This window comes from Cupriavidus necator (assembly GCF_040578825.1).
GTDB lineage: Bacteria > Pseudomonadota > Gammaproteobacteria > Burkholderiales > Burkholderiaceae > Cupriavidus > Cupriavidus necator_E.
This window is the reverse complement of sequence record NZ_JBEFLI010000086.1, coordinates 1-26,755: the sequence shown is the minus strand read 5'-3', so window position 1 is coordinate 26,755 and position 26,755 is coordinate 1. Positions and strand designations below refer to the sequence as shown.

At 66.5% G+C, this 26,755-nt stretch carries 24 protein-coding genes; 10 read left to right on the top strand and 14 right to left on the bottom strand.

What is annotated here, in order from left to right; all coding sequences use genetic code 11:
- Positions 1 to 307: 307 nt before the first annotated feature.
- Positions 308 to 1,354, top strand: coding sequence for a LacI family DNA-binding transcriptional regulator (locus AB1I47_RS29380; RefSeq protein ID WP_354687207.1), 1,047 nt, complete (start codon positions 308 to 310; stop codon positions 1,352 to 1,354).
- A gap of 42 nt (positions 1,355 to 1,396) precedes the next feature.
- On the opposite strand, the gene AB1I47_RS29375 is transcribed toward AB1I47_RS29380, so the two are convergent.
- From AB1I47_RS29375 to AB1I47_RS29350, 6 genes are all read right to left on the bottom strand, one after another.
- Positions 1,397 to 2,308, bottom strand: coding sequence for an NAD-dependent epimerase/dehydratase family protein (locus tag AB1I47_RS29375; RefSeq protein ID WP_354687206.1), 912 nt, complete (start codon positions 2,306 to 2,308; stop codon positions 1,397 to 1,399).
- A 28-nt stretch (positions 2,309 to 2,336) separates the two neighbouring features.
- Positions 2,337 to 3,431 carry a lactonase family protein gene (locus tag AB1I47_RS29370; protein WP_354687205.1) on the bottom strand — a complete coding sequence of 365 codons (1,095 nt, stop codon included), beginning with the start codon at positions 3,429 to 3,431 and terminating at the stop codon, positions 2,337 to 2,339.
- Positions 3,431 to 4,633 carry a sugar ABC transporter permease gene (locus tag AB1I47_RS29365; RefSeq protein WP_354687204.1) on the bottom strand — a complete coding sequence of 401 codons (1,203 nt, stop codon included), beginning with the start codon at positions 4,631 to 4,633 and terminating at the stop codon, positions 3,431 to 3,433. The genes AB1I47_RS29370 and AB1I47_RS29365 overlap by 1 nt, the downstream gene beginning before the upstream one ends.
- Positions 4,634 to 4,639: 6 nt before the next feature.
- On the bottom strand, positions 4,640 to 6,184 hold the full coding sequence (locus AB1I47_RS29360) for a xylose ABC transporter ATP-binding protein (RefSeq protein WP_354687203.1): 1,545 nt from the start codon (positions 6,182 to 6,184) through the stop codon (positions 4,640 to 4,642).
- A 46-nt stretch (positions 6,185 to 6,230) separates the two neighbouring features.
- Entirely contained in the window at positions 6,231 to 7,250 is a 1,020-nt protein-coding gene (xylF, locus tag AB1I47_RS29355; protein ID WP_354687202.1) for a D-xylose ABC transporter substrate-binding protein, read from the bottom strand.
- 82 nt (positions 7,251 to 7,332) lie between these two features.
- A complete protein-coding gene (locus AB1I47_RS29350; protein ID WP_407935931.1) occupies positions 7,333 to 8,721 on the bottom strand; it encodes a carbohydrate porin in 1,389 nt (462 codons plus the stop codon).
- 396 nt (positions 8,722 to 9,117) lie between these two features.
- Between AB1I47_RS29350 and AB1I47_RS29345 the strand changes: the two genes are divergently transcribed.
- Positions 9,118 to 10,224, top strand: a complete 1,107-nt coding sequence (locus tag AB1I47_RS29345; RefSeq protein WP_354687200.1) for an S-(hydroxymethyl)glutathione dehydrogenase/class III alcohol dehydrogenase — start codon at positions 9,118 to 9,120, stop codon at positions 10,222 to 10,224.
- Positions 10,225 to 10,237: 13 nt separating this feature from the next.
- Entirely contained in the window at positions 10,238 to 11,080 is an 843-nt protein-coding gene (gene fghA / locus AB1I47_RS29340) for an S-formylglutathione hydrolase (protein WP_354687199.1), read from the top strand.
- 262 nt (positions 11,081 to 11,342) lie between these two features.
- On the opposite strand, the gene AB1I47_RS29335 is transcribed toward fghA, so the two are convergent.
- Complete coding sequence (locus AB1I47_RS29335) at positions 11,343 to 12,359, bottom strand: AraC family transcriptional regulator (protein ID WP_354687198.1); 1,017 nt, start codon at positions 12,357 to 12,359, stop codon at positions 11,343 to 11,345.
- Positions 12,360 to 12,547: 188 nt separating this feature from the next.
- Between AB1I47_RS29335 and AB1I47_RS29330 the strand changes: the two genes are divergently transcribed.
- The 6 genes from AB1I47_RS29330 (at position 12,548) to AB1I47_RS29305 (ending at position 18,999) form a co-directional block, all read left to right on the top strand.
- On the top strand, positions 12,548 to 13,681 hold the full coding sequence (locus AB1I47_RS29330; protein ID WP_354687197.1) for an acyl-CoA dehydrogenase family protein: 1,134 nt from the start codon (positions 12,548 to 12,550) through the stop codon (positions 13,679 to 13,681).
- Positions 13,682 to 13,721: 40 nt separating this feature from the next.
- Entirely contained in the window at positions 13,722 to 15,245 is a 1,524-nt protein-coding gene (locus AB1I47_RS29325; protein ID WP_354687196.1) for a CoA-acylating methylmalonate-semialdehyde dehydrogenase, read from the top strand.
- A gap of 244 nt (positions 15,246 to 15,489) precedes the next feature.
- The gene (mmsB, locus tag AB1I47_RS29320; protein WP_354687195.1) at positions 15,490 to 16,395 is read left to right on the top strand and encodes a 3-hydroxyisobutyrate dehydrogenase; all 906 of its coding nucleotides are present in this window, start codon (positions 15,490 to 15,492) and stop codon (positions 16,393 to 16,395) included.
- Positions 16,392 to 17,162, top strand: a complete 771-nt coding sequence (locus AB1I47_RS29315; RefSeq protein ID WP_354687194.1) for an enoyl-CoA hydratase — start codon at positions 16,392 to 16,394, stop codon at positions 17,160 to 17,162. The genes mmsB and AB1I47_RS29315 overlap by 4 nt, the downstream gene beginning before the upstream one ends.
- An 8-nt stretch (positions 17,163 to 17,170) precedes the next feature.
- Complete coding sequence (locus AB1I47_RS29310; protein ID WP_354687193.1) at positions 17,171 to 18,298, top strand: enoyl-CoA hydratase/isomerase family protein; 1,128 nt, start codon at positions 17,171 to 17,173, stop codon at positions 18,296 to 18,298.
- A 14-nt stretch (positions 18,299 to 18,312) separates the two neighbouring features.
- Entirely contained in the window at positions 18,313 to 18,999 is a 687-nt protein-coding gene (locus AB1I47_RS29305) for a Crp/Fnr family transcriptional regulator (RefSeq protein WP_354687192.1), read from the top strand.
- Here AB1I47_RS29305 and alaC read toward each other — a convergent pair.
- The 4 genes from alaC to AB1I47_RS29285 all read right to left on the bottom strand — a co-directional run bounded on the left by alaC (position 18,993) and on the right by AB1I47_RS29285 (position 22,521).
- Entirely contained in the window at positions 18,993 to 20,312 is a 1,320-nt protein-coding gene (gene alaC, locus AB1I47_RS29300; protein ID WP_354687191.1) for an alanine transaminase, read from the bottom strand. The two genes, AB1I47_RS29305 and alaC, sit on opposite strands and share 7 nt — an antisense overlap.
- A 131-nt stretch (positions 20,313 to 20,443) precedes the next feature.
- Positions 20,444 to 20,839: a hypothetical protein gene (locus tag AB1I47_RS29295; protein WP_407935932.1), complete on the bottom strand. Its 396-nt coding sequence runs from the start codon at positions 20,837 to 20,839 to the stop codon at positions 20,444 to 20,446.
- A gap of 92 nt (positions 20,840 to 20,931) precedes the next feature.
- The gene (locus AB1I47_RS29290) at positions 20,932 to 21,759 is read right to left on the bottom strand and encodes a siderophore-interacting protein (protein ID WP_354687208.1); all 828 of its coding nucleotides are present in this window, start codon (positions 21,757 to 21,759) and stop codon (positions 20,932 to 20,934) included.
- Positions 21,760 to 21,837: 78 nt separating this feature from the next.
- Complete coding sequence (locus tag AB1I47_RS29285; protein ID WP_354687189.1) at positions 21,838 to 22,521, bottom strand: PadR family transcriptional regulator; 684 nt, start codon at positions 22,519 to 22,521, stop codon at positions 21,838 to 21,840.
- A gap of 232 nt (positions 22,522 to 22,753) precedes the next feature.
- On the opposite strand from AB1I47_RS29285, the gene AB1I47_RS29280 reads away from it, so the two are divergent.
- A complete protein-coding gene (locus tag AB1I47_RS29280; protein ID WP_354687188.1) occupies positions 22,754 to 23,806 on the top strand; it encodes a hypothetical protein in 1,053 nt (350 codons plus the stop codon).
- An 18-nt stretch (positions 23,807 to 23,824) separates the two neighbouring features.
- On the opposite strand, the gene AB1I47_RS29275 is transcribed toward AB1I47_RS29280, so the two are convergent.
- The 3 genes from AB1I47_RS29275 to AB1I47_RS29265 all read right to left on the bottom strand — a co-directional run.
- Entirely contained in the window at positions 23,825 to 25,186 is a 1,362-nt protein-coding gene (locus AB1I47_RS29275; RefSeq protein WP_354687187.1) for a cytochrome P450, read from the bottom strand.
- Between the two features lie 19 nt (positions 25,187 to 25,205).
- Positions 25,206 to 26,387, bottom strand: a complete 1,182-nt coding sequence (locus AB1I47_RS29270) for an alpha/beta hydrolase (protein WP_354687186.1) — start codon at positions 26,385 to 26,387, stop codon at positions 25,206 to 25,208.
- The coding region (locus tag AB1I47_RS29265; protein ID WP_354687185.1) for a hypothetical protein at positions 26,384 to 26,755 on the bottom strand (372 nt) is incomplete at its 5' end. The genes AB1I47_RS29265 and AB1I47_RS29270, both read right to left, overlap by 4 nt.

Here is a 26,755-nt window from a genome sequence, read left to right as displayed (position 1 = left end):
CCCCCCCCCCCCCCCCCCCCCCCCCCCCCCCCCCCCCCCCCCCCCCCCCCCCCCCCCCCCCCCCCCCCCCCCCCCCCCCCCCCCCCCCCCCGGCCCCCCCCCCCCCCCCCCCCCCCCCCCCCCCCCCCCCCCCCCCCCCCCCCCCCCCCCCCCCCCCGCCCCCCTCCCCCCCCCCCCCCCCCCCCCCCCCCACCCCCCACCCCCCCCGCCGCTGTCGCATCTTGCCAGCGCGCAAGCTTTTGGGAATGGGTGACGCCACGGCGAGCCAAGCCTTAGAATTCCCCGTTCCATCATCTTCGCCGCCCCCATGAGAAACACCAGGAACAGCGGTTCCATCACGGTTGACGATGTCGCGGAAGACGCCGGGGTGTCGATCAAGACGGTTTCGCGGGTTCTCAATCACGAACCCAACGTCACCGAGAAAACGCGCCTCAAGGTGGTCGAGTCGATGGAAAGGCTCGGCTACCGTCCGAATCCTTCGGCCCGGGGCCTGGCCAGCAAGCGCACCAACATCATCGCGCTGGTCTACGACAACCCCAGCGACAACTACATCGTCAACCTGCAGCGTGGCGCGCTCGATGCGTGCGGCGTGTATGACTACAGCCTGCTGCTGAATCCCTGCGACTATCGTGCGCCGGATCTGAGTGCGCAGATCGTGCAGAACGTGCGACAGCGTGCGCTGACCGGGCTGATCCTGACCCCGCCGGTCTGCGACGTGGCGGCGCTGGTGCAAGCGCTGGACGAGATCGGCATCGACTATGTCCGGCTGGCGCCGGTCGACCGCAAGCACAACGGCTTGTCGGTGAGCTGCGACGATCGCTCGGCGGCGCGGGACATGACGCTGTACCTGATCGGGCTGGGCCATCGCCGCATCGCCTTCGTCATCGGCCATCGGGACCACGGGGCCGCGCACGAGCGTCTCAAGGGCTATCGCGACGCGATGAAGCAAAGCGGCCTGCCGGTCGACACGAACCTGATCGGGCAAGGCAATCATTCCTTCGAGTCCGGGGTCGAGTGTGGCCGGCAGTTGCTGGCACGGTCGCAGCGCCCGAGCGCGATCTTCGCCGGCAACGACGACATGGCGGCCGGCGTTCTCTACGCGGCGCACGCGCAGGGCATCGACGTGCCCGGCGAGCTGTCGGTGGCCGGCTATGACGACACGCCGCTGTCGCGCCAGGTCTGGCCCAGCCTGACCACGGTACGCCAGCCGATTCAGGGCATGGCGTATGCGGCGATCGAACAGATCGTGGCCGGCCAGCGCCCGCAGCATCCCGGGCTCCAGCAACCTTCGCCGTGCAGGACGCTTGAGTACGAGCTCGTCGTGCGCGATTCGACGAGTGCGCCCTCGGCATAGAGAGGACGCAGGCGCTGACACGAACTGGCCGGAGCCAACCGGCTATTCCGCGATCAGCCGATAGAGGTCGTCCTGCGGCGCATAACCGAGATACCGCCGGGCGCTGCCGAGATCCCAGTCCATCCCGCCATTGTCCGACACGCCGTTGACGATGACCGAGCCATCCGGCCAGTCCGCGCCATCGGCACTGACCGCGGCGATGAAGAGACGGGCCAGGTCGCCGTTCGACAACCACATATTGCGAAACCAGCGCAGCGCAATGCGGCTTTGCTCGTCGAGCGTGGCGCCCGGTGGCGGGGTTTCGGCCGCCCCGGCGTAGTTGATATCGTTGGGATCGTTGTCGCCGGGCTGGGCCCAGCCGATGCGCAGCGCCACGCTGGTCAGGCGTCCACCCGACAGCGCAGCCACCGCCGCACAGAGCCGCTCGCCCATGGCCTTCGAGGTGGCGTAGGCGGTGGAATCGACCACCTCGATGCCGTTGTGCCAGTGCGTGCCCGGTGCCACGGGCAACGCGGTGGTCAGCTTGCCGGGGCCAAGCTGGCCCGCCAGCGGCTGGTCCTTGTAGCCGCCCATCACATGGTTGGACGACGCAAACACAAAGCGGCGTACGCCCTGCTCCGCCGCCGCGCGCAACACGCGCAGCGTCATGTCGTAAGAGGCGACCGCCTGCTGCCAGGTCGCATCCGGTGTCGGCTGGATCGCAGCGAGATGCACCACGGCGTCGGTGCCGGCCATCAGGCGCGTCCATGCGCTGTCGGTTTGTGAGAGGTCGGCGGTGATGAATTGCAGCCGTTCGCGGGCGTGTGCCGGGAAACTGGCAGCGTCGCCAGCGCGGTCCACGCCGATGATGGTGGTGCACCATGGCGTGGAAGCCAGCGCTTCGACGACCTTGCGGCCAAGGTTGCCGGCTGCGCCGGTGACGAGGATGCGGGCGGGGTTCACGTAAGCAGTCACGAAAGCAGTCAGGTTGTCAGGGTCGAAATCAGGGTCCCGGCCGGGACAGCAAACAAAGGCAGGCGGGAGATTGCAGCCGATAGTCGCGGCCGGCATGCGTGAGGGCGCCGCTCTGCGGATCGACGCGGAAGATCCGGATCAGCGCGTCGTCCTGCGCTGCCGCCAGCAGGAAGGCGCCGTCAGGCGTCAGCATGAAATCGCGCGGCGTGCGCCCGCCTGCCGCCCACCAGCCCACGGGTACCAGGCTGCCGGTGGGGCGATCCACCCGCAGGGCGACGATGCTGTCGTGTCCGCGGTTGCTGGCGTAGACCCAGCCGCCGCCGGGGTGGACGCGAATGGCAGCCGCGGCGCTGGTGCCGGTCCAGCCTGCCGGCAGCGTGCTCGCTTCGCACAGCTTGCGCGCGTTGCCCGCGTCGATGCCGTACATGGCGACGGTTGACGACAGCTCGTTGACAACGAAGAGAAGCGAGCCGGTTGCGTCAAAGGCGAGATGCCGCGGGCCAGCGCCGGGCGTGGCATGCAGCGCGAGGTCGGGCACCGTGGCAACATGGCCGCCGCGGATGGGATGGCGCGCGACGGTATCGATACCGAGGTCGCACAGATAGACGCTGCGCCCGTCCGGGCCGGCGACTGCGCAATGCGCGTGCGGCCCCTGCTGGCGGTCCTGGCGCGGGCCGCTGCCATCGCGCCGCAGCACCACGGGCGCTCCCTGCGGCATTCCGTCCGTGTCGAGGCTGAACGCCAGCACCTCTCCGGACGTGTAGTTCGCGACATAGAGCCGGTTCGCGCCATCGTCCACGCTGAGGAAACAAGGGTCGGCGCCAGCCACAGGAACGCTGGCAAGCGGGCGCAGCCGCGCGCCGCCCTCCTCCGTGGCAAACACATCGATCGCCGCACCGGCGGCGGCGCCAAGCTCGCGCACGCTATACAGGCGATCGCCGCGCACGGAAGCGGCCAGGTAGGACGGATTCGGCGTCCCGGTGTGGAGCGCGACCTCCTTCAGAGAGGCGTCGGCCGGATCGAACGCGAGCACGTGGATGCCGAGCCCCTTGCCATCCACATGACCCATCGCCTGCGTATAGGTGCCGACTGCGAACAGGATCGGAGTCTGGTGCATCTGCATCAACCCCGGTTCGAGCCCGACAGCACGTCGATCCAGACCGCCAGCACGAGCACGAAGCCCTTGACGATCATCTGCCACGAGCTGTCGACGTTCATCTGCTGCATGCCGTTGTCCAGGCTGGCCATCACCAGCGCGCCGATCAGCGCGCCGTACACGGTGCCCGAGCCGCCGCGCATCGACGTGCCGCCGATAAAGCAGGCCGAGATCGCATCCAGCTCGCCGCCGATCCCGGCCGAAGGCGAACCCGCCGCCGAGCGCGCCGTGGTGATAATGCCCGCGAACGCGCACATCAGCCCCATCAGCGCGAACACCGCCAGCTTGACGCGGTCGACATTGACGCCGGACAGCCGGGTCGCCTCGACGTTGCCGCCCACGGCATACACATGGCGGCCAAACACGGTCTGCATGGCGACATAGGAGAACACCGCCAGCAGCACCAGCAGGATCAGCACCGGGATCGGCACGCCGTTGGCGCGGTTGAGGACCGCGACGAAGCCGATCACGACCACGGCGATGGCCGCAAGCCGCAGCGCATCGGCCCAGGCCGGCGCGGACGGCAGCGCCAGCCGCGCGCGGTTGCGCCGCCGTTGCACGGTGAGGTAGCCCGCCGCTGCCACGATGGCCGCGGCCAGCCACCCGGAGATCGCCGGCGGCACGAAGCCCTGCGCGATCATCACCAGGTCATCGGGTACCGGCGCAATGGTCACGGCGTCCGTTCCCCATTGCAGCAACCCGCGGAACGCGAGCATGCCGCCGAGGCCAACGATAAAAGACGGAATGCGCATGCGCGTCGTCACGAAACCATTGGCCATGCCGATCAGCATGCCCGCGGCAAGCACGACGGACACCGCAAGCCATGTGTTCCACTCGAAGTTGACGGTCAGGATTGCCACCAGCCCGCCGAGCAGACCCAGCAGCGAGCCCACTGACAAGTCGATCTCCCCCGCGATGATGACAAACACCATGCCGCAGGCCAGCATCCCCGTCACCGACATCTGCAGGAACAGGTTCGACAGGCTGCGCGGCGTCAGGAACGTGCCGCCGGTCTTGGCCCAGAAGAACAGCCAGATCAGCGCCACCGCCAGCAGCAGCGCAAGGAGCTTGTAGCGCACGAAGATTTGCTGGATCTGACGGGCATCGATGCGCAGTCCGGCCGGGCCATCGAGCGGCCCGCCAGCAGTTTGAGATTGGATCTCGTTCATGGGGATTCAGGCTGCGCTCTGCAGCGGTTGGGTATTGAGTGCGGCAGCCAGGATGTGCTCCTGGGTCAGCCCCTGGTTGACGAAGTCGCCACGCAACTGCCCATCTCCGATCACGAGCACGCGATCGCTCATGCCCAGGATTTCCGGCAGTTCGGACGACACCATGATGATGGCCACGCCCGTCGCGGCGAGATCGAAGATCATCTTGTAGATGTCGTACTTGGCGCCGATATCCACGCCACGTGTCGGCTCGTCGAGAATCAGCACCTTGGGCCTGGCGAGCACCATCTTGGTCAGCACCGCCTTTTGCTGGTTGCCGCCGGACAGGCCGATGATCGACAGTGCCGGGCTGGCGGTCTTGATCCGCAGTTGCCGGATCGAACGGTCCACGACCGCGAGCTCCGCGTTGCGGTCGACATGCCCGCCGCTGGCGTAGTGCGAAAGCGTGGCGAGCGTAATGTTGTCGCCCACGCCGAGCAGCGGCACGATGCCGTGGCGCTTGCGGTCCTCCGGCACCAGGCAAACCCCGTTGGCGATCGCCTGCGCAGGTGTCTTGATCTTCACCGGCTTGCCGTCGATCTCCAGCTCCAGCGTCGAGCGCCCGGACCAGGCCCCAAAGATCGCCGAGACGATCTCGGTCCGGCCCGCGCCAACCAGCCCGGCAATGCCAAGGATCTCGCCACGCCGCACACTGAACGACACGTTGTGCGCGCGCTTGCGGCTGGGATTGGTCACGTCCCAGCAGGTGACATTGCGCGCCGCCAGCACGACCTCACCAATCTCGCGCTCCGTGCGCGGAAACAGCGAGTCGATCTGCCGCCCCACCATCATGGTGATGATGTCGTCGACGCTCATTTCCGTGGCGGGGCGGGTGCCGACATGCGTGCCGTCGCGGATCACCGTGATGGTGTCGCAGACGCGCGCCACCTCGTCGAGCTTGTGCGAGATGTAGACGCACGCCACGCCGCTGCGCTTCAGGTCTTCGATGATCGTCAGCAGCACCTCGATCTCCCTGGCGCTGAGCGAAGAGGTCGGCTCGTCCAGGATCAGCAGCTTCGCGTTCTTGGCCAGCGCCCGCGCGATCTCGAACAGCTGCTGGTGGCCGCTGCCATAGTGCATGACCGGCGCGGCGACGTTGACGTCTGTGAGCTTGAGCCGCGCCAGCAACGCCTCCGTCTCGCGGTACATCGCGTCATAGTCCATGCGGCCGCCGGGCCGGGTGATCTCGTTGCCGAGGAAGATATTCTCCGCGACCGACAGTTGCTGCACGAGCATCAGTTCCTGGTGGATGATGACGATGCCCTCGCGCTCGCTGTCGCGCACCGAATGCGCCCTGAGCGGCTTGCCATGCCACAGGATCTCTCCCTCATAGGTGCCGTGCGGGTAGACCCCGGACAGCACCTTCATCAAGGTCGATTTGCCGGCGCCATTCTCGCCGCACAAGCCGACGCACTCGCCCGGCCGCACGGCCAGGCTGATTCCGTCCAGCGCGCGCACACCGGAGAACGTCTTGACGATGTCGCGCATTTCCAGCAGGTAGCCGTTGCTCATCCCCGCCCCCTTTTTGGGTCTGTTTGCCGTAGCGCTGATGTGGTGATTACTTGCCGAAGATCTGCTGGCGCGTATAGAAGCCGTCCTGGACGACGACATCGATGTTCTCTTTCGTCAGCAGCGTCGGCGTCAGCAGCACCGTATTGACCTTGGTCTTCTTGTTGTCGAACTGGGCGTTGAACTTGGGGGTCTTGCCCTTGACCAGGTCCACCGCGAGCTGCGCCGCCGATGCGGCAATGGTCTTGATCGGCTTGTAGACCGTCATGGCTTGCGTACCCTCGACCACGCGCCGCACGCCCGCGAGATCGGCGTCCTGGCCGGACACCGGCACCTTGCCGGCCAGCTTCTGGCCCGCCAGCGCCTGGATCGCGCCGCCGGCCGTGCCATCGTTGGAAGCGATAATGCCCTGGATATTGTTCTGGCTCGCGGTCAGCGCGTTCTCGACAATGCTCTGCGCCTTGGCCGGGTCCCATTCCGGCGTCCACTGCTGGCCGACGATCTTGATGTCTCCCTTGTCGACCAGCGGCTTGAGCACCTTCATCTGCCCGTCGCGCAGGATGCGTGCGTTGTTGTCGGTCGCGGCGCCGCCCAGCAGGAAATAGTTGCCCTTCGGCGCCACCTTGACGACGCCCTGCGCCTGCATCTCGCCGACCTTCTCGTTGTCGAACGACACGTAGCCATCGATATCGGCGCCGAGGATCAGGCGGTCGTACGACACCACCTTGATGCCGGCCCGCTTGGCGCTGGCGATCACGTTGCCGAGCACCTTGGAGTTGAACGGCACGATGACGAGCGCGTCCACCCCCTGGGCGATCAGGTTCTCGATCTGCGCGATCTGCCGCGATTCGTTGGCGTTGGCCGACTGCACGTTGACGGTCGCGCCCAGCTTCTTCGCGGCTTCGACGAAGTAATCGCGGTCATGCGTCCAGCGCTCGACGCGCAGGTCGTCGATCGAGAAGCCGATGACGGGCGCCTCCTTGCTGGCGTGGGCATCGGCGACAAACAGCGCGTTACCGGCGGTCAGCGCTGCGGCAACGGCAATGGTGTGCAAGAGTCGGGAAATCATGGAGGGTCTCCGTCTGCTGGAATTTGTTGTTGAGGTGCTGAGGTGCTGAGGTGCTGACGTGGTAAAGGGGCAGGCGCGCGGTCTAGAAGGTAACGCCCGATTTCAGGCCCACCACGAACGCATTCTTGTTCTGCGTGGTTCCGCCCGGATGCAGGATGTACTGCAAGTTGGGACGAAAATATACCGACGGCACGGGCGACCAGCTGTAATACAGCTCGCTCACGTACTCGTAGCCATCGCCCACGACAGTGCTCTGGCCGGTGCGGGCGTCGGTCTGGCGCACGAAGTCCGCGTAGCGGCCGTTGTTGTGCGTCGCACCAACGGCAAAGCCGATCGAATCGGCGAGCCGGTCGAACGGGCCCTTGTACTGGACGCCCATCGCAATCTGCCGGTCGAGCTGGGCCGTGTTGCGGTCAGCCTGCGAAATGTTCAGGAACACCGTAGCGCCGCGGCCGCCGGCGCTACCCGTGACCTGCTGCTGGAAGTTGATATAGGCGCCATATTGGCCGTTGCGCTGTAGCGGTGCCAGGCCCGTGATGCCGCGCGGGTTGCGGTTCACGTCGTGGTACAGGTCGTTGCCGTTGGACGTGTTGTACCAGACGCCGACCTTGTACGAGCCGGGCCGACCGCTGAGATTGGGCAGCCAGCCGGCTTCCAGCGGGATCAGCGCCCCGGTGGTGCCGCTGGGGTTATTCAGCTTCCAGCCGCTATGGCGCGCATAGCTGTCATCGACGTACTTCGGGTTGACCTGGTACGCGCCCGCCTGCACATAGGTTTCCTGCGACGTCTGATACTTGATGCGCGCCGCCCACTGGCTGGTCGGCCAGTTGACCCAGTAGCTGCCGACCAGGTTGCCTGGCTGCGAGCCGCAGAAGGTCAGGTTCTGGAAGTCGCAGGAGAAACTCGCGAAGTCCTCGCCCACGGTCATGCGGCCGAGCTTGATCTGCAGGCGGTCGTTGAGCAGTGTCTGGTTCAGCCAGAACTGCGTCAGGTGCCAGGTCTGCCCGCGTCCGTAGACTTCCTGGATCAGCATGTTGTTGCCGATATTGGCGTCAGCACCCAGGTTGCGGCCGTTGCGGTCCGTGATCGTGGCCTGGAACGTGGCGCCCCGCCAGCCCCACAGCTGGTTGAGATCGAGACCGGCGCCAAATACCCATTGGTCGGTATAGCGCGTCAGCCGGTCGGTGCCGCCGCTGAAATTGTGCGCGACTTCGCTGCCATAGCCCAGATTGAACGTAATGCCCTGCTCCGCCAGGCGGGTGCGCACGCCGCCCCAGTCGCCGAGCAGGTATGGGCTTGTCGTCAGGTCGTAGGCGTTGGCGCTGGCAGCGCTGATCGCGAGGGCGCCCGTTATGGCTTGCAGCGCCTTGCGCACGTGATGTCGCACATGATGGCGCGGGTGATGTCCCACTTGATGGCGAGCGCAATAGCCCGCGCGGGATCGAGTCGAAACTCGAATTCCGGATTCCATGCAATGTCTCCTCATTTCCCCCGGCGCGGCTTGCGCGTCGGGCCATGCTCTTATTTTTGGTTCGTTCCTGGTGGGAACAGCCGTCGGCAGAAATCCCCGACGGACTAGAGAATCCATGGAATTGACAGCGCTGTCAAGTGCACGACTTGGGACGCGTTAAACATGCTCGGTCGCAATGACCTGGCTTTTTCGAGCAAAATACCGCCATTGCCAAGTGGTCCCCGCAGGTGGCGCGAGATACAGGCCGAAGCGCCGGCCCGCCCACGGCTTCCTGACACGCATCACCAGAGGAAAAGACCAGAAGCATGCCGGTCATCCTAATTTGGGATTGCTTGCTGCCGGCAGCACTCCTTTCACTCCCCGCCCTGAAGGGCGGGATCTCTCGGAGCAAGTCTGATGAAAACCAAAGCCGCCATCGCCTGGAAAGCCGGCGCCCCACTGACCATCGAAGACGTGGACCTGGACGGCCCGCGCGCCGGGGAAGTGCTGGTGGAAGTGAAAGCCACCGGTATCTGCCATACCGACTACTACACCCTGTCCGGCGCCGATCCGGAAGGCATTTTCCCGGCGATCCTGGGCCATGAAGGCGCGGGCATCGTCACCGACGTCGGCCCGGGCGTGACCTCGCTGAAGCCCGGCGACCACGTGATCCCGCTGTACACGCCCGAATGCCGCCAGTGCAAGTTCTGCCTGTCGCGCAAGACCAACCTGTGCCAGGCGATCCGCGCCACGCAGGGCAAGGGGCTGATGCCGGACGGCACCGCGCGCTTCTCGCTCGACGGCAAGCCCATCTTTCACTACATGGGCACGTCGACCTTCGCCAACCACATCGTGGTGCCGGAGATCGCGCTGGCGAAGATCCGCCCCGACGCGCCGTTCGACAAGGTCTGCTACATCGGCTGCGGCGTCACCACCGGCGTGGGCGCGGTGATCTTCACGGCCAAGGTGGAAGCCGGCGCCAACGTGGTGGTGTTCGGCCTCGGCGGCATTGGTCTGAACGTGATCCAGGCCGCCAAGATGGTCGGCGCCGACAAGATCATCGGCGTGGACCTGAACCCGGCGCGCGAGGCGATGGCGCGCAAGTTCGGCATGACCCATTTCATCAACCCTAAGGACGTGGAGAACGTGGTCGACCACATCATCCAGCTGACCGACGGCGGCGCCGACTACTCGTTCGAATGCATCGGCAACACGCAGGTCATGCGCCAGGCGCTGGAGTGCTGCCACAAGGGCTGGGGCAAGTCGATCATCATCGGCGTGGCCGAGGCCGGCGCGGAAATCTCGACACGCCCGTTCCAGCTCGTGACCGGGCGCGAGTGGAAGGGCTCGGCCTTCGGCGGCGCACGTGGCCGCACCGACGTGCCCAAGATCGTCGACTGGTACATGGAAGGCAAGATCAATATCGACGACCTGATCACGCACACGCTGCCGCTCGACCGCATCAACGAGGGCTTTGACCTGATGAAGCGCGGCGAGTCGATCCGCTCGGTCGTGCTGTACTGAGGATGACGCCGATATGGAACTGATCTCCCAACACGGCTGCCATGGCGGCTCGCAACGCTTCTATCGCCACGACTCGACGGCCATCGGGCTGCCGATGCGTTTCTCGGTGTTCCTGCCCCCACAGGCGCAGGGTGGCGCCCGGGTGCCGGTGCTGTTCTACCTGGCCGGCCTGACCTGCACCGAAGAGACCTTCATGATCAAGGCCGGCGCGCAGCGCTTTGCCGCCGAGCACGGCCTGATGCTGGTGGCGCCCGACACCAGCCCGCGCGGCGCGGGCCTGCCGGGCGAGGACGATGCCTGGGACTTCGGCGTCGGTGCAGGCTTCTATGTCGATGCTACCGAGGCACCGTGGCGCAAGCACTGGCGCATGGAAAGCTACGTCGCCACCGAGCTGTTCGACCTGGTCACCACCGCGCTGCCGGGCGATGCCGAGCGTGTGGGGATCTTCGGGCATTCGATGGGCGGCCACGGCGCGCTGGTGCTGGCGCAGCGCCATCCGGAACGCTTCCGCTCGGTGTCGGCGTTTGCGCCGATCGCCGCGCCCTCGCGCTGCCCGTGGGGCGAGAAGGCCTTCACCGGCTACCTTGGCACTGACCGCGCCGCATGGACGGAGCACGATGCCAGCGAGCTGATGGCACGCCAGCAAGCCGCGCCCTTCCCCGCGGGCATCCTCGTCGACCAGGGACTGGACGACCAGTTCCTGCAGACCCAGCTTCATCCGGATGCCTTCGAGGCGGCGTGCCAGGCCGCGGGCCAGCCGCTGACGCTGCGCCGGCACAGCGGCTACGACCACGGCTATTACTTCATCACGACCTTTATCGCCGACCATATCCGCCACCACGCCGCGCAGCTCTGAGGACTGCGAGCGAGCGTACCGACGTGACTGCCGCAAGCCCCCAATCAGGGGATGTCTGGCGCAGGGCTGGCTCCCATAATGGCACCACGACCGGCCTGTGCGCCGGGACACGATGGGGTCAGTCAATGCACCAGGTCACGTCTCTCGGCGGTTATATCGTTGCATGCCTCGTCGCGCTGCTGATGGCGGCGCGCTGGCTGCTGCGGAACGATCCGGTCTTGCGCGAGGATCCGCGCGAACCGGCCGATCCCGCCAAGCGACCTCAGGCCTCTTCCGCGACGCGGCGATAGGCGCCAGGCCGCGAACCGGTCCAGCGCCGGAACGCACGGTGGAAGGCCCCGGGCTCGGCAAAACCCAGTTCGGCCGCGATCTCGGCAACGGGCCGGCCGGAATGGCTCAGCGCTTCGATCGCCAGGTCGCGCCGCAGCGCATCCTTCAGGTCCTGGTAGCTGACGCCCTCATCCATCAGCCGGCGCCGCAGCGATGACGCCGACAGGTTCAGGCTGACCGCCAGCGCCTCGAACGTGGGCCACGACTCCGGGCGCTGGTTGCGCAACAGCCGGCGCACGCGCGCGCCCACGCTGGCGCGGTCCGAGTACTTCACCACCACGTTGTGCGGGGCATCGCGCAGGAAGGCCTTCAGGCTGCGCTCGTCCTGCCGCACCGGCTGGTCCAGCAGCGCGGCGTCGAACACCAGCGCGGTGGCCCCTTGCCCGAAGGCCAGCTGGCGCGAATACATGACGCGGTACTCCGCGCTGTAGGCAGGCTCGTCATAGTCGAACGCGGCCAGCAGCACCGGCACGCGGCGGCGCAGCAGCCAGCTCATCAGGCCATGCAGCATGATCAGCATGGTTTCCTTGGCGAACACGCCTGGCAGCCGCCCCAGGTGCGCCGACGGCGCGGTCAGCACCAGCGCCGCCTCGTCGCCATGGCGGTCCAGCCGCACGCCGATATCGTCCAGCAGCAAGCGGAAATACCGCGTGATCCGCTCCAGCCCCTGCCCCAGCGTGCGGCTGCCGGCCACCGCATGGCACAGCATGGCAAAGCTGCCGCACTTCATGCTGCGCGAATCCTGCCCGAAGAACTCGTCATCCAGCGCCGCCGCCACGGCCAGCCACAGCTCGCTGTAGCTGGCGGCGGAAACGCGCGACTGCGGCACCGCCAGCAGCTCCGGGGCGATGCCCGCGCCGCGCAGCACCGGCTCCGGGTCGATACCGCGCGCACGCAGTCCGGCAATGGCGTGGTGGACGAAACAGATGGCGACACTGCCTTTTTCCATGGCGCTGAGGCTGGTAAATGAAGGTGGCGAACTAAGGTGCCGAACTGAGGTGGCAAACCAGTTCAGCAAGATTGGCGGATTTTGGCATAGGAGCCCACCCCGGGCGTTCCTACACTGGCCGCAGCACAAAAGACGAGCGCGCATTCTGCCTGACTTGCCGCGCAGCGCCAAACGCACCTGAACCTGCCATGCACAGCGACTACACCGAACAGCAAACCATGATCCGCGACAGCGCGCGCGCCTTTGCCACCGAGCGCCTGGCCGCCGGCGCCGCGCAATGGGACCGCGACGGCCGCCTGCCCGACGAGGTGGTCGCCGAAATGGGCGCACTCGGCCTGCTCGGCATGATCGTGCCCGAGGAATGGGGCGGCACCTATACCGACTACGTCGCCTACGCACTCGCCATCGAAGAGATCGCCGCCGGCTGCGCAGCCTGCGCCACCATGATGAGCGTGCACAACTCGGTCGGCTGCGGACCGATCCTGCACTACGGCACCGATGCGCAGAAAGAGCGCTACCTGGCGCGGCTGGCCAGCGGCGAGCTGATCGGCGCGTTCTGCCTGACCGAGCCGCAGGCCGGCTCCGAAGCGCACAACCTGCGCACCCGCGCGCGCTTTACCGACAATGGCTGGGTTCTCAACGGCAGCAAGCAGTTCGTCACCAACGGCAAGCGCGCCGGCGTGGCGGTGGTGTTCGCTTCAACGGAGCCCGAGCGCGGCAAGAAAGGCATCTCCGCCTTCCTGGTGCCGACGAACACGCCGGGCTTTATCGTCCATGCCCCGGAGAAGAAACTCGGCATCCGCGCCTCCGACACCTGCGCCATCACGCTGGAAGACTGCACCGTGCCGCATGACGCGCTGCTGGGCGAGCCCGGCGAAGGGCTGCGCATCGCGCTGTCCAACCTGGAAGGCGGGCGCATCGGCATTGCAGCACAGGCCATCGGCATCGCGCGCTCGGCCTTCGAGGCGGCGTGCCGCTATGCGTCCGAGCGCGTGCAGTTCGGCCGCGCGCTGCGCGAGCATCCGCCCATTGCCAACATGCTGGCCGACATGGCCACCGAACTGAACGCCGCGCGGCTGCTGGTGCACCGTGCCGCGCGCATGCGCAGCGAAGGCGTGCCGTGCCTGTCCGAAGCGTCGCAGGCCAAGCTGTACGCGTCGGAGCTGGCAGAGCGCGTGTGCTCCAAGGCGCTGCAGATCCACGGCGGCTACGGCTACCTGGAAGACTACCCGGTCGAGCGCCACTACCGCGACGCCCGCATCACCCAGATCTACGAAGGCACCAGCGAGATCCAGCGCATGCTGATCGCGCGCGGCCTGTAGTCCGCTTCTTTCCATACCAACACACCGTCCGGAGACAACCATGAGTGCCGTGCCCAAGACCGACAACGCCGTGCCGACCGTACCGCTGCTGATCAACGGCGAATGGGTGGCATCGTCCGCCACCGAATTCCGCCAGGTGGTCAACCCCGCCACGCAGGAAGTGCTGGCGCGCGTGCCGCTGGCCACGGCCAGCGAAGTCGCCGCCGCGGTCGGCGCCGCGCACCGCGCCTTTGCCACCTGGCGCCACACGCCCATCGGCGCGCGGCTGCGCATCATGCTGCGCTACCAGGCGCTGATCCGCGAGCACAGCAAGCGCATCGCCGCGATCCTGACCGCCGAGCAAGGCAAGACGCTGGCCGACGCCGAAGGCGATATCTTCCGCGGGCTGGAGGTGGTCGAGCATGCGTGCTCGATCGGCACGCTGCAGCAAGGCGGCTTCGCCGAGAACGTCGCTTCCACCGTCGACACCTACACGCTGCAGCAGCCGATCGGCGTGTGCGCGGGCATCACGCCGTTCAACTTCCCGGCGATGATCCCGCTGTGGATGTTTCCGATGGCCATCGTCTGCGGCAATACCTTCGTGCTCAAGCCATCTGAGCAGGATCCGCTGTCGACGGTCGAGCTGGTCAAGCTGGCGCTGGAAGCGGGCGTGCCGCCCGGCGTGCTGAACGTGGTGCACGGCGCCAAGGACGTGGTCGATGCGCTGTGCACGCACCCGGACATCAAGGCGGTATCGTTCGTCGGCTCGACCGCGGTCGGCACGCACGTCTACAACCTGGCCGGCGCGCACGGCAAGCGCGTGCAGTCGATGATGGGCGCCAAGAACCATGCGGTGGTGCTGCCTGACGCGCACAAGGAACAGACGCTGAATGCGCTGGCGGGCGCCGCGTTTGGCGCAGCCGGCCAGCGTTGCATGGCCACCTCGGTGGTGGTACTGGTGGGCGCTGCGCGCGATTGGGTGCCTGAACTGGTGGAGCGCGCGAAGACGCTGAAGGTTGGCGCCGGCGCCGAGCCGGGCACGGACGTTGGTCCGGTGGTATCGGTCGCGGCCAAGGAACGCGTGCTGGACCTGATCGCCGCCGGCGAGCGCGAAGGCGCCACGCTGGTGCTGGATGGCCGCGGTGTGCAGGTACCGGGCTATCCGCAAGGCAACTTCATCGGCCCGACCCTCTTCACCGACGTCGACACGCAGATGTCGATCTACACCGAAGAGATCTTCGGGCCGGTGCTGGTGGTGCTGGGCGTGGAGACGCTGGACGACGCCATCGCGCTGGTCAACCGCAATCCGTTCGGCAACGGCACCGGCGTCTTCACGCAGAGCGGCGCTGCGGCACGCAAGTTCCAGAGCGAGATCGACGTGGGCCAGGTGGGGATCAACATTCCTATCCCGGTGCCGGTGCCCTATTTCAGTTTCACCGGTTCGCGCGGGTCCAAGCTGGGAGACCTGGGGCCGTATGGCAAGCAGGTGGTGCAGTTCTATACGCAGACCAAGACGGTGACGGCGCGGTGGTTTGATGACGCGACGGTGAATGATGGGGTGAATACGACGATTAGTTTGAAGTAAGGCGAGACACGTCGAAGGGCCGACGGTTTGCTCCCCTCTCCTGCTCGCGGGAGAGGGGTCGGGGGAGAGGGCAAGAGCTTGCAGGACCTCTGACTGCGCAAACCGCCGGCACACAGACTCTCATGGCTGCTGAGCTGACGCAGTAGCAATTGACATCCCCGCCCTCTCCCCCGCCCCTCTCCCGCAAGCGGGAGAGGGGAGAAAACAGGCGGGGATTTGACCTCTTGTACGAAGGAGACCCCCCATGCATATCGCCTTCATCGGCCTCGGCAACATGGGCGCCCCCATGGCGCGCAACCTGCTCAAGGCCGGCCACACCCTGACCGTCTTCGACCTCAACGCCGCCGCCGTCGCCTCACTGCGCGCCGAAGGCGCCGCCGCCGCCGATTCCGCGCGCAAGGCGGTAGCCGAAGCGGATTTCGTCATCACCATGCTGCCCGCCGCCGCGCATGTGCGCAGCGCCTACCTGGGCGAAGACGGCGTGCTCGCCGGCGTGCGCCCCGGCGTGCCGCTGGTCGATTCCAGCACCATCGACCCCGCCACCGTGCGCGAACTGGCCGCGGCCGCCGAAGCCCAGGGGAACGCACTGGCCGATGCGCCGGTCTCCGGCGGCACCGTCGGCGCGCAGGCCGGCACGCTGACCTTCATGGTCGGCGCCAGCGAAGCGCTGTTCGCACAGGTACGCCCGGTGCTGGCCGGCATGGGCCGCAACCTCGTTCACTGCGGCGGCACCGGCACCGGCCAGGTCGCCAAGATCTGCAATAACCTGATCCTCGGCATTTCGATGATCGGCGTGTCCGAGGCAATGGCGCTGGGCGTGAAGCTGGGCATCGATGCCAACGTACTGGCCGGCATCGTCAACACCTCCACCGGCCGCTGCTGGGCCTCGGACACCTGCAACCCCTGGCCCGGCGTAATCGGGACCGCGCCGGCCGGGCGCGGTTACAGCGGCGGCTTTGGCGCCGACCTGATGCTCAAGGACCTGGGCCTGGCAACGGACGCCGCGCGCAGCGTGAAGCAGCCGCTGTTCCTCGGCGCGCTGGCGCAGCAGGTCTACCAGACCATGAGCCATTCCGGCGATGGCCAGCTCGACTTCTCCGGCGTGATCCGCCAGTACCTGTCCGCCGCAGACAAGGAAACCAAGCAATGATCGAGTACGCCCTGCAAGGCCACGTCGCCACGCTGACGCTGAGCCGGCCGCCCGCCAATGCCTTCACCGCCGAGGGCCTGCAGCAGTTGCGCGGGCTGGTGGCGAAGATCGATGCCAACCCCGAAGTGCGCGCCGTGGTCATCACCGGTGCCGGCGAAAAATTCTTCAGCGCCGGCGCCGACCTCAACGGCTTTGCCGACGGCGACCGCGCCCACGCGCGTGTGATGGCGCAGCAGTTCGGCAGCGCCTTTGAAGCGCTGCAGAACGCGCGCCCCGTGGTGATCGCCGCGATCAACGGCTATGCGATGGGGGGCGGGCTGGAATGCGCGCTGGCCTGCGATATCCGCATCGCCGAAGAACATGCGCAGATGGCGCTGCCCGAAGCCGCGGTCGGCTTGCTGCCGTGCGGCTGCGGCACGCAGACGCTGCCGTGGCTGGTCGGCGAAGGCTGGGCCAAGCGCATGATCCTGACCAACGAACGCGTCGATGCGGCCACGGCGCTGCGCATCGGGCTGGTCGAAGACGTGGTGCCGCGCGGCCAGGCGCTGCAGGCAGCGCTGGCGATGGCGCAGCGCGCCGGCAACGTCAGCCCGCGCGCCGCCGCGCACAGCAAGCGGCTGGTGCACCTGGCGCGCCAGGGCGTGCCGCGCCAGGCCGCGCTGGCGCTGGAGCGCGAGCGCTTTGTCGACCTGTTCGACGATGCCGACCAGCGCGAAGGCGTCAACGCCTTCCTCGAGAAACGTGCGCCGCAATGGCGCAACGCGTAGGAGCCCCCATGCGCCTGACTGAAACCAACACGGCTCCCAACCTGGATGCCGCGGAACCGGAGGCCCTGTTCCACACCGTCAATGGCGTCGGCATCGCCACGCTGAACCGTCCGCGCCAGCTCAATGCGCTGTCGTACCCGATGATCGTCGCCCTCAGCGCACAGCTTGAGGCATGGGCGCAGGACGATGCCATCCGCGCGGTGGTGCTGCGTGGCGCCGGCCCCAAGGGGTTCTGTGCCGGCGGCGATATCCGCGCGCTGACCGACAGCTACCGCGACGGCACGCCGCTGCACCGGCGCTTCTTTATCGACGAATACACGCTGGACTACCGCCTGCACCGCTATCCCAAGCCCGTGGTGGCGCTGATGGACGGCATCGTCATGGGCGGCGGCATGGGGCTGGCGCAGGCGGCCCACCTGCGCATCGTCACCGAGCGCTCGCGCGTAGCCATGCCCGAGACCGGCATCGGCCTGGTGCCCGATGTCGGCGCCAGCCATTTCCTGTCTAAGCTGCCGGTGCAGCTTGCGCTCTATCTGGGCCTGACCGGCGTCACCATCGGCGCGGCCGACGCGCTGCTGTGCGGACTGGCCGATGCGGCGGTGGACAGCGGCACGCTGGCATCGCTGGAACAGACCCTTGCTGGCATTGCATGGAGTCATGATGCGCTGGCCGACCTGCGCCATGCGCTGGTGCGCGAGCCCGTGACCAGCGCGCCCGAGGCGCCGCTGCTGCAGGTGCTGCCCGCCTTGCTGCAGCACTTCCCCGCGCATGCCACGCTGCCCGAGATCGTCGCCGGCCTCGCCTGCCAGGACGATCCCCGCTACGCCGCCTGGGCCACCCGCACCGTCGACGTGCTGCGCACGCGCTCGCCGCTGTCCGCCTGCGCCACGCGCGAACTGCTGCTGCGCGGGCGCCGCATGGACCTGGCCGACTGCTTCCGCATGGAGTTGGCAGTGGTGGTCAACACGTTCTCGCAAGGCGACTTTATCGAAGGCGTGCGCGCCCTGATCGTCGACAAGGACAACGCGCCGCGCTGGCGCACCCCCAGCTACGAAGCCGTCGACGACGCCGCGGTGCAGGCGCTGTTCCGGCCGTGGTGGGGACCCGGCGAGCAGCCGCTGCCGCTGCCCGCCTGAGCGGATGCCACGCCGTGAGCCTGGACGCGCTGCTGGCGCGCAGCCCGTGGGCGGCCTTGCTGACGCCGCCGCAGCGCCAGCGCGTGCGCGACGACCTGCGCGAACGCGTGGTGCCGCAAGGCGCCTATGTCAGCCGCAAGGGTCAGCCGGCCGACTGCTGGCTGGGCGTGGCCGAGGGGCTGGTGAAGGTGCATTGCGCTGCCGCGTCGGGCAAGCGCGCCACGCTGACCGGCGTGCCCGCCGGCGGCTGGCTCGGGGAAGGCTCGCTGCTCAAGCGCGAAGCGCGGCGCTATGACGTGGTGGCGCTGCGCGATTCACGGATCGCCTGCATGCCATTGGCCACCTTCGACTGGCTGCTGGCCACCAGCCTGCCTTTCAATCGCTACCTGATCACACAGCTCAATGAGCGGCTCGGCCATTTCATCGCGACGGTCGAGCATGAACGCATGCACGGCGTGGAAGGCCGTGTTGCGCGCGCGCTGGCGGCCCTGTTCCATCCGGTGCTGTGCCCCGCCTCAGCCGATGCGGACGCCAAAACCGACGCAAGCCTGCACCTGACGCAGGAAGAAGTCGGCCTGCTGGCCGGCATTTCGCGCCAGCGCGCCAATGCGGCACTGAAGGTTCTTGAGGATGAGGGCTTGCTGGCGGTCGAGCACGGCGTGGTGCACGTGCTCGACCTGGAGGCGCTGCGCCGCTACTGAGCGGCGCGTTTGGCCGTTTTGGCGGGAGTTTTGGCGGGAGTTTTGGCGGGAGTTTTCGCGGGAGTTTTTGCGGGTTTTTCCTGCGTTTCCGCGTGCTCAACCGACGGCACCTTGACCAGCCCGTCGGCGCGGAACATCGCCTTGATGCCGCGCACCGCCTGCCGGATGCGCGATTCGTTCTCGATCAGCGCAAAGCGCACGTACTCGTCGCCATAGTCGCCAAAGCCGATGCCCGGCGACACCGTCACCTTCGCCTTCTCCAGCAACTGCCGCGCAAACTCGAGCGAACCCAGGTGGCGATACGGCTCGGGAATCCGCGCCCAGATATACATCGACGCCTTCGGGATATCGACCTGCCAGCCCGCTTCGATCAGCCCGCGCGCCAGCACGTCGCGGCGCGACTGGTATTGCGCGGCGATGTCGCGCACGCATTGCTGGTCGCCCTCGAGCGCCGCAATGGCAGCCACCTGCAGGGGCGTGAAGGTGCCGTAGTCGTGATAGCTCTTGATGCGCGTCAGCGCCGCCACCAGGTCCGGGTTGCCCACCATGAAGCCGATGCGCCAGCCCGCCATGTTGTAGCTCTTGGACAGCGTGAAGAACTCCACCGCAATATCCTTGGCGCCCGGCACCTGCATGATCGACGGCGCCTTCCTGCCATCGAAGACGATGTCCGCATACGCCAGGTCATGGACCACGAAGATATCGTGCTTGCGCGCCAGCGCGATCACGCGCTCGAAGAAGTCCAGCTCCACGCACTGCGCGGTCGGGTTCGAAGGAAAGCCCAGCACGATCATCTTCGGCTTGGGATAGCTGCCGCGGATCGCGCGCTCTAGCTCGGCAAAGAAGTCGATGCCCGGCACCAGCGGCACCGAACGGATATCCGCGCCGGCAATGACCGCGCCGTAGATATGGATCGGGTAACTGGGATCCGGCACCAGCACCGTATCGCCGCGATCGAGCGTAGCGAGCATCAGGTGCGCCAGCCCTTCCTTCGAGCCGATGGTGACGATGGCCTCGGTATCCGGATCGATCTCGACGTCATAGCGTTCGCGGTACCAGTGCGAGATGGCGCGCCGCAGCCGCGGAATGCCCTTGGAGGCCGAGTAGCCATGCGTATCCGGGCGCTGCGCCGCTTCCGTGAGCTTGGCGACGATATGCGGCGGCGTGGCGCCGTCCGGATTGCCCATGCTCATGTCGATGATGTCCTCGCCACGGCGGCGGGCGGCCATCTTCAGCTCGGCAGTGATATTGAAAACGTACGGGGGAAGGCGATCGATGCGCGCGAAGCGGCGCTTGCCAGAAGCGGCAGTCATGAGGGAGTCCTTTACGTAAGCGCCCGGAACCGTCCGAGCGACGTCGGTGGCCGTTGTCTCGGCCATCGGGGACTCATGTTAGCGGGGATGCGGCCGTTGCACAACGGCCATGTGCAATCTGGCTCGCAAACTCAGAGCAGCTTGCCGCCCGCCGGATTTGTCGGCCGGTCCGGCGGCAGGTTGTGGACGATGCAGTCCAGCGCGGGCGAATCCGACTTGCCGCCCAGCGCCGCACTGACCGAATCGCGGTACTCCTTCGTCGAGATGCGCCGGTAGTACAGGCGCGAGGTCTGGTCGAGCCAGTAGACGTAGTTGCTGTCTCCGCTGTCGCCACCAGTGCGCAGCCAGTCGCTGATATTGCTCGATCCCATGATCATGTTGGGGCAGGCGGTCTTCAGCGAATCGAGGTAGGCGTTGAAGCCCTTGGCCTGGATATTGCGCATGGAATCTGGCGCACACGCTGCGGCCAGCACTACACAGGCGCTCAGCAGCGCGATGCGCGGGGAGGTCAGCAAGCGGCAAAGCACAGATGCGGATTGCACGGCAGTTCTCCCGACTGATGGCGATGCCGGTATCTTATGGCATCGCCACCGTCCGTGCACACGGCCTGGCCCCAACCTCAGTCGTCCAGCGTTTCATGCACGGCGGAATCGCCGCGCTTCCAGTAGGCCGAGGCGCGAATGCGCTTCTTGTCGATGCCGCGCTCATTGACCAGGTACTGGCGCACCGCCTTCATCGCCGCGGCCTCACCCGCTGCCCACACATAGCCTTCGCCGCGCGGCAGCGTAATCTTGCGCAGCGCTGCTTTCAGCAGGCTGCCTTCGGGCGCGTCGCCGCGATGGAGCCAGTGGATGTCTGACTGCGCCTGCGTGGGCAGCGCGATCTGTGCAGCGGCATCAGCCACTTCCACCACCACGATCGCGTGCATATCCGGCCCCAGCTCTTCCAGTCGCCGGCCAATCGCCGGCAGTGCCGTATCGTCCCCGATCAACAGGTGCCAGTCGAACCCCGTCGGCACCACGAACGAGCCGCGCGGTCCGCCCACGCCCAGGTACTGGCCAGCGCGCGCCTGCGCTGCCCAAGTCGACGCAGGGCCGTCGCCGTGCAGCACGAATTCGATATCGAGTTCCCGCTTCGCCGCGTCATAGCGGCGCGGCGTGTAGTCGCGCGCCGGCGGTCGCGGCTGGCCCTCCGGAATGGCGATGCCATCCGGGCCCACCTGCGGCAGCACCGGCTTGTCAGCGCCATCCACCGGGAAAAACACCTTGACGTGGTCATCGAACGACGCCGACACAAAGTCCTCCAGGTCGGCGCCGCCAAGCGTCACGCGCAGCAGTTGCGGCGACACGTGCGCGGTGCGCAGGACTTGCAGCAGGCGCATCTTCAGCGGATGGCGCACGCGCTGCACCGTCAGGTCGCGTGCGGATGCAGGGGTGTTTGCATGCATCATGGAATTCCTTGTTTGCGAGCCCGGCGCTTGCCGGGCCCGGTTGCCGAACGTCGCAGCCAGTGTCAGCGCCACGGCTCAGGACCTGGGACCCGCTTCGATCTCCGCCGTGGCCCGCGACAGGATCTCTGCAATACGGCGCTGCTCATCGACATTGGCCTCGCTGCGCAGCGCCAGCGCCTGCTTGAGCGCCGCGCGCGCCTGCATCAGCTCGGGCAGCCAACCGCCCTGCTCCGGGTCTGGCTGCGGCTCGCCGCTCATGGCTCGGCGCATCCACTCCATCTTGCGCGCCACATGGCGCAGCCTGGCCACCATCACATCGACCCGCTCGCGGTTGGCCGCCAGATGCGCCTTGCCGGCCTCCGATAGCTGATAGCGCTTCTTGTTGCCTTCCGTATCGACCGTGGCGTAGCCGACTTCCTCAAGGTACGTCAGCGCCGGATAGACCACGCCCGGGCTCGGCTTGTAGAAGCCGCTGGTGCGCGTCTCCAGCGCCTTGATCAGCTCATAGCCGTGGCTGGGCTTTTCTTCCAGCAGCGACAGCAACAGCAATTGCAGGTCATCGGCGCTGAACTTGCGGCCACGCCGCCATCCCTCGCCGTCGAAGCCGCCGGGGCCCCCAGGCCCGAAGCCGTCATCGTGGCCGCCGCCCCAGAAGCCGCCGTGGCGCCCGATGGCATGCCGCGCCAGGTGCGGCGCCAGACGCATAAAGAGGTGTCGGCCGTGGCCTGCAAGCCCCGCCAGGTGCGAATGATGGCGCATAGTGCTCTCCGTTATATCGCAAGACATATCGTAAGATATATATCGTAAGAGCTAATGTCAAGTGACCGACAGGCCACGGCATGAACGAGCCGCGTGTCCTCGCGCACATAACCGGGTTGTGCATCGCCTCTCCGCTTTCCAACATTCATTTAACGCCAAGCATCGCAACAGACGGTGCCACGGCCGGGGAGCAAGCACGGCGAACAATAAAAAAACCAACCGGGGAAAAGACATGGGCGCCATTACACAGCGCAGGCTCAGGGCAGCTTGCATCGGCGCCATGATGCTGGCGTCATGGGGAACGGCGCTCGGCGCCATGGACGATGCGCTGCTCAGCGCCGAACCGGTGGTCGCGGCGCCGTGGGGGTATGCGGCGGAAGGTGCGTATGACGTGGGCAGCCATTACCAGGGCGGCCATGTCCGCGGGGGCTACAAGCTATCGCCGGCGTGGTCGCTGGAGGCCGGATACTGGCGCCGCCACCTGAGCTATGCCGATGACTCCGCCGGCATCGACAGCTGGCTTGCCTCCACCAGCTATGGCCTGGTCGTGAGTCCGGACGCCGGCAGGAAGCTCACGTTGCGCCTGTCCGCATGGGGCAATTACACCGGCAGCCTGAGCAAGACCGGGCCGACCTACGCCAACAAGCTCGCCAATTTCACCATCGCGCACCCGAACGATACCCAGGTGCAGGCAGACCTGATTTACACCGGCCACCCATGGGCCAACCACTTCGCCACAGCCTTTATCAGCGCAGGCTATAGCTGGGTGCGGGCCGGCGATATCGAGGGCACGTTGCAACAAGGCGCGTGCCGGTACAACGTCAGGGTTGGCGCTGACAACATGGCCATCGGCACGCTGGCGGCACCCTGCCGGATGGGACGCGTGACGGTCCCCACCGGTGGCTTCCGCATGAACGCGACGCAATTTGGCCTGGATGCCGGCAACGGCTTCAATGACAGCGGCGCCTTCGTCGGTGCCGGCGGCTCGTGGCGATGGAGATACGGCTCGCTGAGCCTGCTGGCCGGCTACCACGTCCAGTATTTCTTCCGTGACCTGGACGAACGCTATGCGGCATATGGCGCGCCCAAGAGCCAGTTCAACCAGACTGTGGTGCTGCAGGCGTCGTATGCGATCAACCGCTACGTGGACGTGTTCCTGCGCGGACAAGGCGCGCAGAACAGCCTGGTCGGATATGTGCCGATGCTCTACAACCCGGTCACGGCAAGCCGGCTTGACCGGTCATACGGGCTGTTCTCGATCGGGCTGCGCATCAGCGGGTTCTAGCCCCGCCGCGGGCGTCGCTCAGCGGCGATGCAGCTTGACACGCACGCCGTTGCCGGAACGGATCGTCACGCGCCCGACCACCTTGGGCACATGGCTTGGATCGGCTTCCACCCGATAGCGGCGCACGATGCTGGCGAGGATCAGCACCGCCTCCTGCGTGGCATAGGCCGCGCCGATGCACACACGCGGCCCCTTGCTGAACGGGATATACGCGCACTTTGACGACTCCTTGCCGGCGTGCGTATCGAAGCGACCGGGATCGAACTCGTCCGGCCGCTCCCACAGCGTGCGGTGTCGATGCAGCAGCCACGGCGAAATCAGGATCGGCGAGCCCTGCTTCACCTCCTTGTCGCGAATGCACTGCGACTGCGCGGCCTCGCGCACGAAGAACCCCACCGGCGGATACAGCCGCAGCGTTTCGCGGAACACGTTGCCCACTGCAGGCAGGCTCTTGATATCGCTCAGCTCGAAATCACGGTCCCCTACCTCAGCCTGAATCTCCTCATACATCTTGTCCTGCAGGTGCGGACATTGCGAAATCAGGTATAGCGCCCACGTCAGCGCACTGGCCGAGGTTTCATGGCCGGCCAGGAACAGCATGCAGACCTGGTCCACCAGTTCTTCATAATTAAAGCGGTCGCCGTTGACGGGATCGACCGCCTCCATCATGCCGGCGAGAATGTCCTGGCGCCCGCCCGCCTGCCCGCTGTCACGCTCGGCAAGCCGCCGCGCGATGATCTCGGACAGGATCACGCGGATCTTCTTCGCCGCGCGCCTGCTGGCCCACGCGGAGAACACCGGCGGCAGCCGATAGATCATCAGGATCATCGCGCGCTGCGCATGGTGCTGGAAATCCAGGAACGCATCGTAGATCGCCTTGGCGTCAGACTCTTCCAGGTTCTCCGACAGGATGGTCCGGAAGATGATGTCGGCGGTCACGTACGTCATCTCGCCATCGACCTCATACGAGCGCCCGTCCGCCACCGCATCCAGCCGCCGCGTCATGCCGGCAACCGAATCCGCCATCAGCGAGAACACCAGCTTCAACCGGGCCTGCGCAAAGGCCGGTTCCACCAGCCGGCGCTGGCGTTCCCAGGTATTCCCGTTGGTCGTGAAAATACTGCTGCCCAGCAAAGGCTCCAGCATCCGGTGCATCAGCCGGTGCTTGGGATACTGGTGCGTATCGCCAAGGATCCGCCGCACCCAGTCGGCATCGTTGACCATGAAGATATCCATGCCGGGCTGCGAGATCTTGCCCATCTTCATCGAGTAGCTGCGCTCGAACAGCACGTCGATCCAGGAATTCCAGCCGCGCAGGAAGCGCAACAGGAACGAGCTCTTGCGCACGTGCGGCTTGGGATACGGGGGCTGGAAATTCATGACGATGGAATACCGCGCTTCAAAAGGGTTGAATGCGGCGCGGACCGGCCGTCATTCGGAAATAGTCGTACTCGTTCGGCAACGCACTTGCCATCAGGTACTGGAAATGCAGGCGCTGCTTGCTGCGTTTCATCCGCGCATATTCCTGCTTGCCAAACATGCGGAACGGACGCACCACCTGCGCGGTCGGGCGGCCAACGCCACTACCGGTAATGCCCGAGATATCCAGTGGATTGGCCTGCGAGAAGCACAGCGAATCCGCACGGGCATTCATGTCGAGCCACTGCATATCCCGCTCCTCCGACAAGCGCCGCAGGTCACCGTGGAACGCCTTGGCCGAGGGCATCAGGCTCAGCAGCGGAATGCACTGCCCCAACGTAATCAGCGTGATATGGCGGCGCTGCGCAGCGGTCAGCACATCGGCCAGCCGCGCCGCGAGCGAGACAGCAACGATCGAGCCGACGCTGTGGCCGACCAGCAATACCTCGTCAGAGGGCGACGCCTGCTGGTCACGGCGAATCCAGTCGGCAAAGGCATCGATCCGCTCCTTGACGTCCTGCGGCTCGCGCACGCCCCAACCCTGGACGAAGCGGTAGATTTGCAGCAGCCAGAACACCGCCAGTCGGTTCGCCAGCGCGACGCCAGCCCACGCCAGCGCAACGCCGCCGGCAATACCACCGGCCCAGGCGAACCCGCCATTACCCGTGGCGCTGCCGATCGCCGCCCTGGCCGCTGCGCCGCCGGCAAACGCCAGCATCAGCAACAGGAACAGGTAGGCCAGCGGATATAGCGCGCTGAAGAACGGCCCGCGAAACGTTTTGCTCAGCCGCCCGAACGCCCCGCATCCCACATAGCCCGCATAAGTCACCAGCGAAGATAGCAGCAGCTTTAGCAGATTCGGCTCCCAGTGCCGACGCACCAGGTCGTCCCAGTGCAGGAACTGGTACTCCGTCGACACCTCATGCCCATCCCACTGGCTGGTGACATGCCACGCGCTGACATGCTTATCCAGGCGCGCACGTGTCCCCACCTGCACGGTGGTGCCCAGATGAACCGCTTGCTTGGCCGATTCCTCGCGATACAAGCGATGGTAAAAACCCGCGCCGCGCGGATCGAAACCGCTAATGTAATACACCTTGCGACGACGCACCTCCACAGCCGCCGCCTCAGCGGGCTGTCTTTCCGTGACGGTCTGGGTCATTGCGTTCGGTGGTGCAGTTTCTTCTTCAGGACCAGATCAACAACCGGCTGCTCCCGCTTGTTGGCACGGCGGCAATGGTCCTTCTGGAACTTGTCGGTAAACCAGATGATGAATTTCGCCCACCAACGGTGTTGCTCACGCCAGGCATGCGACGACACCGACTCCCAGGCATAGCCATTGAACAAGGTCGCATTGACGAAATGGTCCATCGCCCGCACGCCTGCGCGGCCTCGCTCGGTCTTGCCGAAGAAGCCGATGTAGACGATCAGCAGATATCCGAGCAGGGCAAGGGGGACGATGAAAATCATCAGCAGGAAGCCGGCGATGCGTTCTCTCATGAATGCGGGGGCGTGGCGAGAATTGGGGGC

Bases quoted from the DNA above. Each gene is read 5' to 3' on its own strand.
- AB1I47_RS29380 (WP_354687207.1), top strand. From the start codon at position 308: ATGAGAAACACCAGGAACAGCGGTTCCATCACGGTTGACGATGTCGCG.
- AB1I47_RS29370 (WP_354687205.1), bottom strand. From the start codon at position 3,431: ATGCAGATGCACCAGACTCCGATCCTGTTCGCAGTCGGCACCTATACG.
- AB1I47_RS29365 (WP_354687204.1), bottom strand. From the start codon at position 4,633: ATGAACGAGATCCAATCTCAAACTGCTGGCGGGCCGCTCGATGGCCCG.
- AB1I47_RS29360 (WP_354687203.1), bottom strand. From the start codon at position 6,184: ATGAGCAACGGCTACCTGCTGGAAATGCGCGACATCGTCAAGACGTTC.
- xylF (WP_354687202.1), bottom strand. From the start codon at position 7,250: ATGATTTCCCGACTCTTGCACACCATTGCCGTTGCCGCAGCGCTGACC.
- AB1I47_RS29350 (WP_407935931.1), bottom strand. From the start codon at position 8,721: ATGGAATCCGGAATTCGAGTTTCGACTCGATCCCGCGCGGGCTATTGC.
- AB1I47_RS29345 (WP_354687200.1), top strand. From the start codon at position 9,118: ATGAAAACCAAAGCCGCCATCGCCTGGAAAGCCGGCGCCCCACTGACC.
- fghA (WP_354687199.1), top strand. From the start codon at position 10,238: ATGGAACTGATCTCCCAACACGGCTGCCATGGCGGCTCGCAACGCTTC.
- AB1I47_RS29335 (WP_354687198.1), bottom strand. From the start codon at position 12,359: ATGGAAAAAGGCAGTGTCGCCATCTGTTTCGTCCACCACGCCATTGCC.
- AB1I47_RS29330 (WP_354687197.1), top strand. From the start codon at position 12,548: ATGCACAGCGACTACACCGAACAGCAAACCATGATCCGCGACAGCGCG.
- AB1I47_RS29325 (WP_354687196.1), top strand. From the start codon at position 13,722: ATGAGTGCCGTGCCCAAGACCGACAACGCCGTGCCGACCGTACCGCTG.
- mmsB (WP_354687195.1), top strand. From the start codon at position 15,490: ATGCATATCGCCTTCATCGGCCTCGGCAACATGGGCGCCCCCATGGCG.
- AB1I47_RS29315 (WP_354687194.1), top strand. From the start codon at position 16,392: ATGATCGAGTACGCCCTGCAAGGCCACGTCGCCACGCTGACGCTGAGC.
- AB1I47_RS29310 (WP_354687193.1), top strand. From the start codon at position 17,171: ATGCGCCTGACTGAAACCAACACGGCTCCCAACCTGGATGCCGCGGAA.
- alaC (WP_354687191.1), bottom strand. From the start codon at position 20,312: ATGACTGCCGCTTCTGGCAAGCGCCGCTTCGCGCGCATCGATCGCCTT.
- AB1I47_RS29290 (WP_354687208.1), bottom strand. From the start codon at position 21,759: ATGCATGCAAACACCCCTGCATCCGCACGCGACCTGACGGTGCAGCGC.
- AB1I47_RS29285 (WP_354687189.1), bottom strand. From the start codon at position 22,521: ATGCGCCATCATTCGCACCTGGCGGGGCTTGCAGGCCACGGCCGACAC.
- AB1I47_RS29280 (WP_354687188.1), top strand. From the start codon at position 22,754: ATGGGCGCCATTACACAGCGCAGGCTCAGGGCAGCTTGCATCGGCGCC.
- AB1I47_RS29275 (WP_354687187.1), bottom strand. From the start codon at position 25,186: ATGAATTTCCAGCCCCCGTATCCCAAGCCGCACGTGCGCAAGAGCTCG.
- AB1I47_RS29270 (WP_354687186.1), bottom strand. From the start codon at position 26,387: ATGACCCAGACCGTCACGGAAAGACAGCCCGCTGAGGCGGCGGCTGTG.